Annotated in this window: 9 protein-coding genes, 2 tRNA genes and 3 rRNA genes (1 of these 14 cut by a window edge); all 14 read right to left on the bottom strand. The window is 43.4% G+C overall.

What is annotated here, in order from left to right; genetic code table 11:
* A 23S ribosomal RNA gene (locus PO903_RS01220) occupies positions 1-1,681 on the bottom strand; it reaches 1,379 nt to the left of the window's first position.
* Between the two features lie 141 nt (positions 1,682-1,822).
* Positions 1,823-1,898 (bottom strand) — tRNA-Ala (locus PO903_RS01225).
* Positions 1,899-1,921: 23 nt separating this feature from the next.
* Positions 1,922-1,998, bottom strand: a tRNA-Ile gene (locus tag PO903_RS01230).
* A 35-nt stretch (positions 1,999-2,033) separates the two neighbouring features.
* Positions 2,034-2,150: ribosomal RNA gene (gene rrf, locus PO903_RS01235) — 5S ribosomal RNA — on the bottom strand.
* A 168-nt stretch (positions 2,151-2,318) separates the two neighbouring features.
* Positions 2,319-3,873 (bottom strand): 16S ribosomal RNA (locus PO903_RS01240).
* The 16S, 23S and 5S rRNA genes sit together here with 2 tRNA genes alongside, the layout of an rRNA operon.
* Before the next feature lie 401 nt (positions 3,874-4,274).
* A complete protein-coding gene (locus PO903_RS01245; protein ID WP_273592407.1) occupies positions 4,275-5,159 on the bottom strand; it encodes a nucleotidyltransferase-like protein in 885 nt (294 codons plus the stop codon).
* A 258-nt stretch (positions 5,160-5,417) separates the two neighbouring features.
* The gene (locus PO903_RS01250; RefSeq protein WP_273592408.1) at positions 5,418-7,130 is read right to left on the bottom strand and encodes a glycosyl hydrolase family 18 protein; all 1,713 of its coding nucleotides are present in this window, start codon (positions 7,128-7,130) and stop codon (positions 5,418-5,420) included.
* 110 nt (positions 7,131-7,240) lie between these two features.
* Entirely contained in the window at positions 7,241-7,675 is a 435-nt protein-coding gene (perR, locus tag PO903_RS01255) for a peroxide-responsive transcriptional repressor PerR (RefSeq protein WP_069325583.1), read from the bottom strand.
* 143 nt (positions 7,676-7,818) lie between these two features.
* A complete protein-coding gene (locus tag PO903_RS01260; RefSeq protein WP_273592409.1) occupies positions 7,819-9,225 on the bottom strand; it encodes a DUF4097 family beta strand repeat-containing protein in 1,407 nt (468 codons plus the stop codon).
* Positions 9,209-9,790, bottom strand: coding sequence for a hypothetical protein (locus PO903_RS01265; RefSeq protein WP_069325585.1), 582 nt, complete (start codon positions 9,788-9,790; stop codon positions 9,209-9,211). The genes PO903_RS01260 and PO903_RS01265 overlap by 17 nt, the downstream gene beginning before the upstream one ends.
* Positions 9,791-9,819: 29 nt before the next feature.
* A complete protein-coding gene (locus PO903_RS01270) occupies positions 9,820-10,527 on the bottom strand; it encodes an MgtC/SapB family protein (RefSeq protein ID WP_069325586.1) in 708 nt (235 codons plus the stop codon).
* Positions 10,527-11,021: a GNAT family N-acetyltransferase gene (locus PO903_RS01275; RefSeq protein WP_273592410.1), complete on the bottom strand. Its 495-nt coding sequence runs from the start codon at positions 11,019-11,021 to the stop codon at positions 10,527-10,529. The genes PO903_RS01270 and PO903_RS01275 overlap by 1 nt, the downstream gene beginning before the upstream one ends.
* A 115-nt stretch (positions 11,022-11,136) precedes the next feature.
* On the bottom strand, positions 11,137-12,570 hold the full coding sequence (gene gatB / locus PO903_RS01280) for an Asp-tRNA(Asn)/Glu-tRNA(Gln) amidotransferase subunit GatB (RefSeq protein WP_175425093.1): 1,434 nt from the start codon (positions 12,568-12,570) through the stop codon (positions 11,137-11,139).
* Positions 12,571-12,600: 30 nt separating this feature from the next.
* Positions 12,601-14,055: an Asp-tRNA(Asn)/Glu-tRNA(Gln) amidotransferase subunit GatA gene (gatA, locus tag PO903_RS01285; protein WP_273592411.1), complete on the bottom strand. Its 1,455-nt coding sequence runs from the start codon at positions 14,053-14,055 to the stop codon at positions 12,601-12,603.
* Positions 14,056-14,090 lie beyond the last annotated feature (35 nt).

The raw sequence follows: 14,090 nt of genomic DNA on the forward strand, positions 1-14,090 counted from the left end.
TCTCTTCTCACCCACCTGTGTCGGTTTACGGTACGGGCACCTGCTTCCTGGCTAGAGACTTTTCTTGGCAGTGTGAAATCATGACCTTCGCTACTACAATTTTCGCTCCTCATCACAGCCTGGCCTTGCGATATGCGGATTTGCCTACATATCAGCCTCACTGCTTGAACGGACATCCATCAGTCCGCGTCACTATCCTCCTGCGTCATCCCATTGCTCATAACGGCTTTCGGTGGTACAGGAATTTCAACCTGTTGTCCGTCGACTACGCCTTTCGGCCTCGCCTTAGGTCCCGACTTACCCTGAGAGGACGAGCCTTCCTCAGGAATCCTTGGGTTTTCGGCGGATCAGATTCTCACTGATCTTTTCGTTACTCATACCGGCATTCTCACTTGAATGAGGTCCAGCGCTCCTTGCGGTACACCTTCAATCTTCATTCAACGCTCCCCTACCCCTGATACAAAGTATCAAGCCATAGCTTCGGTGGTGTGTTTAGCCCCGTTACATTTTCGGCGCAAAGTCACTCGACCAGTGAGCTATTACGCACTCTTTCAATGGTGGCTGCTTCTAAGCCAACATCCTGGTTGTCTGTGCAACTTCACATCCTTTCCCACTTAACACACACTTGGGGACCTTAGCTGATGGTCTGGGCTGTTTCCCTTTCGACAATGGATCTTAGCACTCACTGTCTGACTCCCGGAATAAAGTCTGTGGCATTCGGAGTTTGACTGAACTTGGTAACCCTTGCGGGCCCCGCATCCAATCAGTGCTCTACCTCCACGACTCAACTTCCGAGGCTAGCCCTAAAGCTATTTCGGGGAGAACCAGCTATCTCCAGGTTCGATTGGAATTTCTCCGCTACCCCCACCTCATCCCCGCACTTTTCAACGTGCGTGGGTTCGGGCCTCCAGTACGTGTTACCGTACCTTCACCCTGGACAGGGGTAGATCACCTGGTTTCGGGTCTACGTCCACGTACTCAGTCGCCCTATTCAGACTCGCTTTCGCTGCGGCTCCGGCTTTTCACCTTAACCTTGCACGGGAACGTAACTCGCCGGTTCATTCTACAAAAGGCACGCCATCACCCATTCATAGGGCTCTGACTTTTTGTAAGCACACGGTTTCAGGTTCTATTTCACTCCCCTTCCGGGGTCCTTTTCACCTTTCCCTCACGGTACTGCTTCACTATCGGTCGCTAGGGAGTATTTAGCCTTACCAGATGGTCCTGGCAGATTCATACGGGGTTTCACGTGCCCCGCACTACTCGGGATCCGTCTCGGAGAGAATGAGATTTAAGCTACAGGGCTTTCACCTTGTCTTGCGGGCCTTTCCAGACCTCTTCGCCTACCTCATTCCTTTGTAACTCCAAAGAGACGTCCCACAACCCCAAGAAGCAAGCTTCTTGGTTTGGGCTGTTCCGCGTTCGCTCGCCGCTACTGACGGAATCACTCTTGTTTTCTTTTCCTGAGGGTACTTAGATGTTTCAGTTCCCCTCGTCTGCCTCTGCACACCCTATGTATTCAGGTGTGAGTAACTGGAGATGAATCCAGTTAGGTTTCCCCATTCGGACATCCCCGGATCACAGCTTGCTTACAGCTCCCCGAGGCCTTATCGTTGTTCGCCACGTCCTTCATCGGCTCCTAGCGCCTAGGCATCCACCGTGTGCTCTTAGTAGCTTAACCTAAGTGTTTCTATAAATAGAAACGGTGTATATTATTTCTCGCCTACTGCTGTTTAACACAGTCGTAGAGAAGAAACATTCTAAAACGCGATGTTTCGTTTTCGGTATCCAGTTTTCAAGGATCAACTTATTAAAAATAATATGGTGGAGCCAAGCGGGATCGAACCGCTGACCTCCTGCGTGCAAGGCAGGCGCTCTCCCAGCTGAGCTATGGCCCCATAATTGGGATAATGAAACGATATGGTGGGCCCTAGTGGACTCGAACCACCGACCTCACCCTTATCAGGGGTGCGCTCTAACCAGCTGAGCTAAGGGCCCGTATGAATGAATTCTTTTAGACAGCAAAAGAATGCGCTTGGCGGCGTCCTACTCTCCCAGGACCCTGCGGTCCAAGTACCATCGGCGCTGGAGGGCTTAACGGTCGTGTTCGGGATGGGTACGTGTGGAACCCCTCCGCCATCGCCACCAAACGATGAAACATACGGTAACATTTGAGAAGATTGACCTCTCAAAACTAAACAACGAGTGAGTGTGTCACCACTTGGGTGACCACAGATCCACCGAAGTGTTCTGCGTTTGTCGTTCTCCGAAAAGAACGACGTTCGAATGTTTCCGTTGCAGGAAACGATTCTCCATAGAAAGGAGGTGATCCAGCCGCACCTTCCGATACGGCTACCTTGTTACGACTTCACCCCAATCATCTACCCCACCTTCGGCGGCTGGCTCCTTTGCAGGTTACCCCACCGACTTCGGGTGTTGCAAACTCTCGTGGTGTGACGGGCGGTGTGTACAAGACCCGGGAACGTATTCACCGCGGCATGCTGATCCGCGATTACTAGCAATTCCGACTTCATGCAGGCGAGTTGCAGCCTGCAATCCGAACTGAGACCGGCTTTTAAGGATTGGCTCCATCTTGCGATATTGCTTCCCGTTGTACCGGCCATTGTAGTACGTGTGTAGCCCAAGTCATAAGGGGCATGATGATTTGACGTCATCCCCACCTTCCTCCGGTTTGTCACCGGCAGTCTGCTTAGAGTGCCCACCATGATGTGCTGGCAACTAAGCATAAGGGTTGCGCTCGTTGCGGGACTTAACCCAACATCTCACGACACGAGCTGACGACAACCATGCACCACCTGTCTCCTTTGTCCCGAAGGAAAAGACTATCTCTAGTCCGGTCAAAGGGATGTCAAGACTTGGTAAGGTTCTTCGCGTTGCTTCGAATTAAACCACATACTCCACTGCTTGTGCGGGTCCCCGTCAATTCCTTTGAGTTTCAGTCTTGCGACCGTACTCCCCAGGCGGAATGCTTAATGTGTTAACTTCGGCACCAAGGGTATCGAAACCCCTAACACCTAGCATTCATCGTTTACGGCGTGGACTACCAGGGTATCTAATCCTGTTTGCTCCCCACGCTTTCGCGCCTCAGCGTCAGTTACAGCCCAGAAAGTCGCCTTCGCCACTGGTGTTCCTCCACATCTCTACGCATTTCACCGCTACACGTGGAATTCCACTTTCCTCTTCTGTACTCAAGCTCTCCAGTTTCCAGTGCGACCCAAGGTTGAGCCTTGGGCTGTGACACCGGACTTAAAAAGCCGCCTGCGCGCGCTTTACGCCCAATAATTCCGGACAACGCTTGCCCCCTACGTATTACCGCGGCTGCTGGCACGTAGTTAGCCGGGGCTTTCTTCTCAGGTACCGTCACTCCGGGTTCAGTTACTAACCCGGACGTTCTTCCCTGGCAACAGAGCTTTACGATCCGAAAACCTTCATCACTCACGCGGCGTTGCTCCGTCAGACTTGCGTCCATTGCGGAAGATTCCCTACTGCTGCCTCCCGTAGGAGTCTGGGCCGTGTCTCAGTCCCAGTGTGGCCGATCACCCTCTCAGGTCGGCTACGCATCGTCGCCTTGGTGAGCCGTTACCTCACCAACTAGCTAATGCGCCGCAGGCCCATCCTCAAGTGACAGATTGCTCCGTCTTTCCAGATTCGTTCAGGCGAACAAATCATGTATTCGGTATTAGCTACCGTTTCCGGTAGTTGTCCCAAGCTTGAGGGCAGGTTGCCTACGTGTTACTCACCCGTCCGCCGCTAAGCATCAAAGAAGCAAGCTTCTCGTCAACTCCGCTCGACTTGCATGTATTAGGCACGCCGCCAGCGTTCGTCCTGAGCCAGGATCAAACTCTCCATAAAGTGTTTGACTTGCTCAATTCTTAAACTGGCGAGAACCGAAGTTCTCTATTTTAAAGGTCGGCTAAGACCTTCATTACTCACTCGTTGTTCAGTTTTCAAAGATCAAACATTTCGTTATTTTGCTTTTGTGCACCGACGCGTTATCGCATCAGCAACTCTTATAATATATCATGCTCATTTCATTTCGTCAACACTTTTTTTGAAAAGCTTTTTAATTTTCGTTTATAAGATTTCTCTTATATAGAAGAATTATATGATGTTGATGACTGTATCCGTTGAAGCGGAACGTTTTATAATTTATCATAGAATGTTGATCCAAGTCAACTACTTATTTAGCAAATGATTAGGAGTCGAATATAGTTATATTCCGCTTCGTTTCTAATTGTTCATTTCTTCGGTTGTTATCGGTTGAGCCAATAACGTATTTCTCTTTCTCCACCTGCTTGTTCAGGCCGCCAAGATACCACTTCATTGATCAATGAACGGTATACGAGCTTACGAATAACCATAGGTAGCATATTGCCTACATGCGATAGATCAGGATGTTGTACTAATTCTTTGACACTCCATGGTTGTTTGCGACTTCGAAGAACTTGGAAGAGTATAGATGAACATTCTCTCATTTTGGACATCACAGAGAATTCGCAAGCTAGCAAAACCAATTCTACTCGCTGCTCCATCGTTTCTACACTGAAAGCCAGTTGCTCGTATAATTTGTATACATCAAGCTTTAAGGTTCTGACTTGTTCCCAGACTGCTGATTCTGGATAGATGCCTTTTTCAGATAAATCAATTCTTGCCCAGTGTTGTAATGCTTGAAAAATACTATTATAAGCATCCATCACTTGGTTCTGCTTCATATAGTGCTTTGCTTCTACATACAACGTTAAAAAATGGGTGAATTCTAAAAATATTCTACGCTCTCGTAGAGGACTGGAAAAGTGGGTGAATTGTTGTCTTAACTTGTCTATCTGTTCATCTGTATCCCAGAGTAGTTCTCCATTCAGAAAGTGTTCAATCATCATACGATTGTCTCCGGTTATCATACAATGTTCTAACATATCTTGATCCACATATATCACTTGTACGTGAGTATTCGATCCATCAATACGATGCTCGATGATTTCGACTTGTTCATGGTAGCTACATACGACGATAATAAGAACTTCAAAATCATGTAAAAGTGAACCATTGAATTGCTGGTTTTGACTTTTCGATGCAACGGCTCCGATAATCTTACGGTGATTGGAATGTGCATGTAGAAAAGAAAGGTTAGTTAATTCCACATTGTCCTCCTTCATTTGGTTGAAAGTTGACTCATCGTTCTTATAGCTATAGAACTTATTTCTACAATTTGGAATACCTTTCCTGCTTGAAATCTAAGTAATTTACATAAAGGCGTAATTTTATTATATTCTTTGAAATCATTTGACTATGTAAAAAAAGGCTAGAATACCTATCAGACGACGCTGAGTAAGTATTCTAGCCTTTGCATTCATATAGTTATTCTGTATTTACTGTGTCATCTTATTGCTTGCTCCATCTTATTTTTCAATCTTAGATAGTGTATTCCATGCACGTTCGTCACCTAAACTACGTGTCCATGAAGCGACTCCAGCAAGATTGAGCTTTTGGGCAAGTTGTACTCTTGCTGTTAGAGAAACTTCATCTTCGATCCAGATCCGTTTGAGTGTACCCTCTTCTTGGTATTCTACATAGTTCTGTCCTGTCGTCTGATCGAACTTCGGTGACAATTTCTTTTCTTTGATTAATTCTGCGATCCCATTCATTCCTAATGCTTTGGATGAGACTTTGGTTTTACCATCTTCCGTCTTCTCTGTCCATACGCGTGAATATAAAGGAACTCCCAAAATCAATTTATTTGCCGGAACTTCATCTTCTTCTAGAACACGATTCACTGCTTTTTCCACCCATGGTAATGAAGCGACTGAACCAGACTTGGGGCTGGCTGCCCAATGTTCGTCATACGCCATCAGCATCATATAATCTAAAGAAGGTGCTAATGCTTCACGATCTAAAAATTTGGACCATAGCTCGCTGTTGGATTTTGGTGTTACATCCATCGAAAGTACAAGGTCTTTCTGAAGAGCGAGTGGTCGTAATTCACGTACAAATTGAGTTACATTAGGTCCATCACTTGTATGCACACTTTCAAAATCAATATTGATCCCATCTAGTTGATAAAGATCAGCATATTCTAATATTTGTGATATGACTCGACTTCTATTCTCATAGGTTGATAAAGCACCTGTGGTCATATCTGCATCAAAGTTGTTGCTGATCAATCCCCATACTTCTTTGTTGCGATTATGAGCCCAATTTACATAATGCATGTCTGCTTTGCTACGTACATTCCCTGTATTATCAACGATCTCAAACCATGTAGGACTGACTACATTAACTCCAGGTAACTCACCGATCTTGGTGGTGTCTGGTTGACGCTCATAGACAGCTTCCCACGTTAGATTCACTTTTTTTCCTGCCCAGTCCCTGTTTACTCGGTTATCAGGCATCTGCGGAACGGATACTGTCTCCAGATCGTCTAAGGCTACGCTATCCTTCTGCATATACCCGACATATCCATTATCTAACTGTACTGTATACCATTCTTCTCCTGTCTCCCATATGCGCAATCTAGCATTCTGAGGGACATCTGTATAAATACGAGAATGAATATCTGCTTCTACACGTAATGCAACCGTCTGATCTGCTCCTGAAGTTACAGTATGTGCATATTGGACTTTCTCGCCTGCTTTTAACAAAATCACAGCACCTGTTGTAGGATCTTCGTAGACATTAATGCCATAGGTTTCTTTGAGTGGAGCGAGTGGTACGTACAAAACCTCCCCTTCTTGTTGAGGAGCAAATCGCAATTGTACTGATTTCATATTAAGTTGTGCGTCTTTACTTCCACTTTGTAGTTGTACGAGATTACGATCTGTTGTTAGAATGACGGATTGTGTTGCTTCTTCATATCGAATGTTAGGATCGATCTGTTCTTGTAAAACCGGTAAAGGGAGTTGTAAAGAATCTCCTGTTCCGATAGCCGAATAAGGTAGTATCTCACCTTTGATAAAAATAGGTTTAGCTAGTCCTTTCCAATCCGGGTCTTTATGTAAAGGGTTAGGGAAAATCTCAAATATAATCCAACCGATTATTAAAAAAGCTACAAAACCTAATACCCACCAACGACGTTTGTTTGATCTGTGTAGATGTGCTCGTTCTTTTCTATTCAAAGTATCCTCCTTGTGCTTTGTTATTCAAGCTCTTGTTGTTAAATAGCGTTTGATGCATGACTTTAATAAAAAAAGCGTGAAAAACCATATGGTTTCTCGCGCTTTTGAAATTACTGTTGATTCAAGCCTCTGCAATCTGCGCAAGTTCCATAAAGCTCCATCCGATGCCCAGAAATCTGAAATCCTGTATGCCTAGCTGCTTGTTGTTCTACTGCTTCTAACGAAGGATAACTAAAATCCTCGATTTTGCCACACTGCTGACAGATCACATGATAATGATCTGTAATATTAGCATCGAATCGGCTTGAATTATCACCGTATGTTAATTCATGCACCATTCCTGCTTCAATAAACATTTTCAAATTATTATATACCGTAGCTACACTCATACTTGGAAATTGAGGTTCTAACGAACGATAAATTTCATCTGCTGTTGGATGTTCCATGGATTCTAGTAAATAACTTAAAATCGCATGACGTTGCGGTGTAATCCGTACGCCGCTGACTTTGAGCTGTTCCAATGCGTGTTGCACACTTGTCGTCATCTTATTCACCGCCTTATTGAACTTTCCGAAAAAAACTGTATGTCCGGTAAGAACTAATAAAAGAAGAAAGTGACCAGACAAGGCAGACATTCGTCAACTTTAATTGTACGGGTAGATGAAGAGGATTGTCAACGCAACCTCTTTTAGTTCGTTGATGGAGACTCTGTCACTGGTTCATCGGTATTGGTAGTATTGTTGCTTTCTGTGGTGCTTGGTGATCCTGAATTTGAAGAAGTATCGGTCTCTTCTGGGTTCGCTGGATCGATCGTTTGGTCGTCATTGTCTTTAACCATAGCATCACTATTACGCATAATATTCAAGTCGCCATTACCATCCACTTGTATCGAATGATCGACTGTACCAAATTCACCTGTGATGGTTCTTTTTTCTACTTTTAAAGGCAAATCAGTATTGATTGTTCCATAGCTGTTAGAACCTGACACTTTGTAATCGCCGGTTGGTGGTAAGTAGAGATGAATCACACCGACTGCACTATACACAGACCAATCTCCACCAATACTTACTGAACGAATCTCAATATTTCCATTTAACGATTCAGCTTTGACTGCAAAATTCGCCTCATCTACCATCACGTTACCATTTCTTGTATTTACATCAATATCACCAAGACCGCCTGTTAGTGAAACATCGCCGACTTGTGTATACAGCTTAGCCATTCCACTGATATCGCTCGCTTTGTATGTGCCTTGTTTGGTATCTGCATCGACATTACCAAGAATCGATGAAATATCCATATTTCCGTTAACGGTCTGTGCTTTGATATCGCCAACTAGATTACGCATAATTAAGCTACCGTTACCTGAACGTACGGTTATATTACGTAATGCTTCTACATTAGTCATAGTCACTTTACCATTCGTTGTCTGAGCATTAATATCTAACCGACTCTTTTCAGGTAAAGTGATCTCCATATTGATTCTAGGCTGACGATTATTGGATTCACCATACGTCTGTGTCTGTGGACGAATCGAGATCTCATCCCCTTCTGACACTTCGATAGTCGTAGCGTCCGCAATCTTCTGTGCTTCATCGGCTTCAATCTCATCGATCCAGACTACCGGACGTACTTCAATCTTATCTACATCGCCACGATGAACGATCAAGTCTCCATTGATTCCTTCTATGGTCAGTTCGTCGGTATCTTCATCGACTGGAATCGATACAGGTGTTAATTCGATTCGATTACCCGAAGCTTCACTAAATTCGGAAGAAGCTGCTGTTAAATCGAGACTAACTTTACTCCATAGATATAAATATTGATTCTGTTCGGTCACGAAAAAAATAGCTGCCGCTGCAATTACAGCAGTCAGTATTCCTTTGATATCTAAGCGGAATCTCATTCGTTTACGACGGGAAAGGATATAAAATATAATATATTCCAAACCCCAACATACTAGAATAAGTGGCCACCATTGAAGCAAAATAAGTAGCTGACTGCCACCACTCCATTGATCCACACTAATTAAAATACCTAAGGCTATCCATAACAATGAAGCTGTTATTCGTCCTACTCTAATTCTGCCTGTCATTGCTAGCACCTCCTACAGCCTGAGATTTAGCAGATGACGTTGATTTATGAATTGATCGATAAATCCGTACAATTTGAAAAGCAAGTAACCCTACACCGATCACAATACAAATGACTGCTGTAATATAACCACCCCAGAAGCTGACAACATTACGCAGCCAATACGGTCGTACTAAAAACATAAAGATCAGTAATCCTTCTGCCATTAAGACTAAACCAAATGAAATTCCGCGTACTCCTGCAAACGATTTACGGCGCTTGTATTTGGGAATAAGCGCACGGATATGATCGTTAATCCAATCTGTAGATTGCAGAACATCATACACATTATAGAAATAAATAACTGGAATCATCAGTGCTAATAATATCAAAAGAGGAACGTTGATCTGAATGCCTTTGGATGTAAAATAAAAAAGGGCAGCAATATCAAGCAGTAAAATAGCAATAAATTGTATTCCCCTTTGCGCCAATCCTAGATACATATGACCGAATCCAGGAAGAATAGCAGCGATAAAAACAGCGATAAATTTGCGTTTGAGTGGTAGTTTGGCAGGGGTCTTTTTCACTGTTGATCATGCCTCCTTGTTCTTTGCCTTTACTCAATAGCTACTGCGGTCACACCTTCGATCTTCTGAATATTACCTATCAACTCTAAAGAATCATATTCATGCTTGATAATGACATTCAAGCGAAGTTCGGTAACCAACATTTCAGATGTCATGCTAATGCCACCACGTTCTTTGACATAGGTTACTTTTTTAATCTGAATATGTTCGCTATCCATAAAACGGGATATTTTATCCAATGTTAACGTACCTGCTATCCCTTCGATCGTAATCTGATGATCTTTGCTACGACGAATATAACGTTGTTCTACGATATTAAGTACCCATAAATTCAATAGAACGATCAATGTGCATACAAAAGCTGCAAAATAAAAACCAGCTCCAATAGCCAAACCGATGGCAGCCACTACCCAAAGCGAAGCTGCTGTTGTCAAACCAGTAATCGCTTTACCTGTAAATAAAATTGTCCCTGCTCCCAAAAATCCGATACCAGAAATAACAGCTGTTGCTAAACGAGCTGGATCCAGTCGCACATTCGGTTCTTTGACAAATTCAGCAAATCCGTAGACTGATAACATCATAATCAAAGTAGAACCTACACAAACTAAAATATGCGTTCTTAGCCCTGCTGCGTGGCTAGATCGTTCTCGTTCCCAACCAATCAATCCGCCCATCAGCATTGAAGCTAGTAAACGAAGTAAAATATGAACATTGGTAATATACCAGGGATCAGACATTAGTCAATCGAATCCTCCCCTGTACGAGCTAAAGCAGGATTAGGACGATGAAAAGTAGTTAATTTGACACCTGCCGCTACTTCAAACGTCTCAATCGGGTAAAATCCATACTTTTTATATAACGATACCGCAGGCTGATTGAGTTGACCTGTTGATACGATATATAAAGGTACATCAGGATACTCTGCAAATACATGTTCAATCAATTGACTTGCAATCCCTTGACGAAAAGCAGAAGGATGGACCATCATACGAGCAATCGTTAATGTATCATGCTCTTCTCTTTCAATAGAAATTACACCTTGAATTTCTTCATATTCATTCACATAGGCATAAAAGGTTTCACGGCACCGACGAATAGTCTCTACCGTGTCCAGTAATGGTGGAAGTTCTTTGAAGCCAATGAGCTGTGCTTCTAAGCGATAAGCAATATGTTGTAATGCCCATATCTGCTGAACCGTATGGTCATCTTCTAATATGCATTTCTGGATCACAAGATCACTCCTTTACTTCCCCATATAGTATTGGCAAAAGTACTATCTGCTAAAAAAAGAGACATGCCATATGGCATGCCCCTATATCTGTTTATCATCCCGGGATTATGCCAGATTAGCGAGGCAATAATTCAGCCAATAGTTTGTTAACCATGCCCGGATTCGCTTTGCCTTTACTTTGCTTCATAACTTGCCCCACTAAAAAGCCGATTGCTTTGTCTTTGCCTGCTTGATAATCTTCTACAGACTGTGGATTGGCGGCGATCACAGCTTCAACAATACCTTTGATCGCACCTTCGTCACTAATCTGAGTCAATCCTTGATCTTCCACGATTTGCTGTGGTAGTTTGCCGGATTGAAGCATTTCTTTGAATACCGTTTTGGCAATTTTATTACTAATAGTGCCTTTTTCGATCAGTCCGATCAATTCACCTAATGCTTGCCCTGTTAAAGGAACGGCTGCTAATTCAAGATTATTGGCATTCAAATAACCAAGTAATTCTCCTTGCATCCAGTTCGCGACGGATTTGGCATCACTGGTATACGTTAAGCTCTCTTCAAATAGATCAGCCAAAGGCTTGGAAGATGTAATCACACCTGCATCATATTCAGGTAACCCATATTCAGAAGTATAACGTGCTTTACGTGCATCTGGTAATTCAGGAATAGAAGCCTGAATACGATCTTTCCATGCTTGATCAATATGCAAAGTCACTAGATCTGGATCAGGGAAATAACGATAATCATGCGATTCTTCTTTGCCACGCATTGATAATGTTTTGCCTTGAGCTTCATCCCAGCGGCGTGTTTCTTGAATCACTTTGTCACCATCATCCAAAATCTCAGCCTGACGGTATTGTTCATACTCTAACCCTTTTTGTACACCACGGAAAGAGTTCATGTTTTTAAGTTCAGCACGAGTTCCAAATTCTTTTTGCCCTGCTGGACGAAGACTGATATTCGCATCACAACGAAGTGATCCTTCTTCCATTTTCACATCAGACACATCACAATATTGCATAATCGCACGAATTTTCTCCAAATAAGCACGAGCTTCTTCCGGCGAAGAAATATCCGGTTCAGATACAATTTCAATCAGTGGTGTGCCCACACGGTTAAAATCAACCAGTGAATCGTATCCACCTGATGTATGTGTTAATTTACCTGCATCTTCTTCTAAATGTAAACGGGTAATCCCTATACGCTTAGTTGTACCATTCACTTCAATATCAACCCAACCATGTTCACCGATCGGTTGGTCGAATTGAGAAATCTGATAAGCTTTAGGGGAATCCGGATAGAAATAGTTTTTACGATCAAATTTGCTCACATCGCCTATTTTACAATTGATAGCTAGTGCTGCTTTCATGGCGTAGTCTACAGCTTGACGATTCAGTACAGGCAATACGCCTGGATGACCTAAACAAACAGGGCATGTATGCGTATTAGCAGGTGCACCAAATGCTGTAGAACAACCGCAAAAGATTTTGGACTTGGTATGTAGTTCAACGTGAACTTCAAGTCCGATGACTGTTTCGTAATTGGACATACTGATAGCTTCCTCCTTCTTCACACGGTTTTAGAGCTGCGGCCGTTGTTGATGATTGGTATTTTGTTCAAAAGCATGTGCCACGCGCAAAACCGTCTGTTCGTCGAAGGCTTTGCCGATAATTTGCATACCTACAGGTAGACCTGAAGCGAATCCACAAGGAACGCTAATCGCTGGAACGCCTGCAAGACTTACAGGAATCGTCAAAATATCGTTAAGATACATCGTTAAAGGATCATCCAATTGCGAACCTAATTTGAAAGCTGTTGTAGGGGCAGTAGGTCCAATAATAACATCATATTTTTCAAATACATTATCAAAATCACGCTTGATCAATGTACGTACTTTTTGTGCTTTGAGGTAGTAAGCATCATAATAACCAGAACTTAAAGCATAAGTTCCTAGCATAATACGGCGTTTTACTTCATCTCCAAAACCTTCACTACGGGATTGATGATACAATTCTAACAAGTTGCCCGGGTTCTCTGCACGTACACCATAACGAACACCATCAAAACGAGCCAAATTAGAAGAAGCTTCAGAAGAAGCAAGTAAATAATACGTAGCTACTGCATATTCTGTATGTGGCAAAGAAACTTCTTCCCACTCTGCTCCCAATCCTTCTAAGACAGCCAAAGCATTCATAATGGATTGCTTCACTTCTGCATCGACACCTTCACCGATGTATTCAGAAGGAACAGCAATTTTGAGACCTTTGATCTCACCAGATAATGCACTCACATAATCAGGAATATCGACTTTAGCAGATGTAGAGTCTTTGGCATCATAACCAGCAATCGCTTGTAAGACATAAGCAGAATCTTCTACGTTTTTGGTTAATGGGCCTATTTGATCCAAAGAAGAAGCAAAAGCGACTAATCCAAAACGGGATACCAGACCATAAGTAGGCTTCAATCCAACCACTCCACAATACGAAGCAGGTTGACGAATAGAACCGCCTGTATCTGATCCCAGTGTAAAGTAGGCTTCACCTGCCGCTACTGCTGCCGCTGAACCCCCACTTGAACCACCAGGTACATAATCTAGATTCCAAGGATTGCGAACAGGTGCAAAGCTAGAATTTTCATTCGAACCGCCCATTGCAAATTCATCCATATTCAGCTTACCGATCGTCACAGCATCTGCTTGACGAAGCTTGTCTGCTACAGTTGCATTATAGATAGGGTCATAATTTTTCAGAAATTGGCTACCACATGTTGTACGTAGCCCTTCTGTTACAATATTGTCTTTCACCCCTACAGGAAGACCAAAAAGTAGACCCCGCGCTTCTCCACTCACTAGCTTTTCATCGAGTGCTTTGGCAGATTCAGTGGCTCCTTCTTCGTTGAGTGTAAGGTATGCTTGTATTTTGTCGTCTTGTTCACCGATGGTCTTGAATGCTTGAGCTACAAGGTCGGTGACTGCCAAGTCTTTGGCATGAAGCCGATTATGTATTTCATTCAGACTCAAATCAAATAAAGTCAATGCCTATTCCTCCTTCAATTCTGTTGTTCATGGTT

Source organism: Paenibacillus sp. PK4536 (assembly GCF_028594455.2).
GTDB lineage: Bacteria > Bacillota > Bacilli > Paenibacillales > Paenibacillaceae > Saccharibacillus > Saccharibacillus nuruki.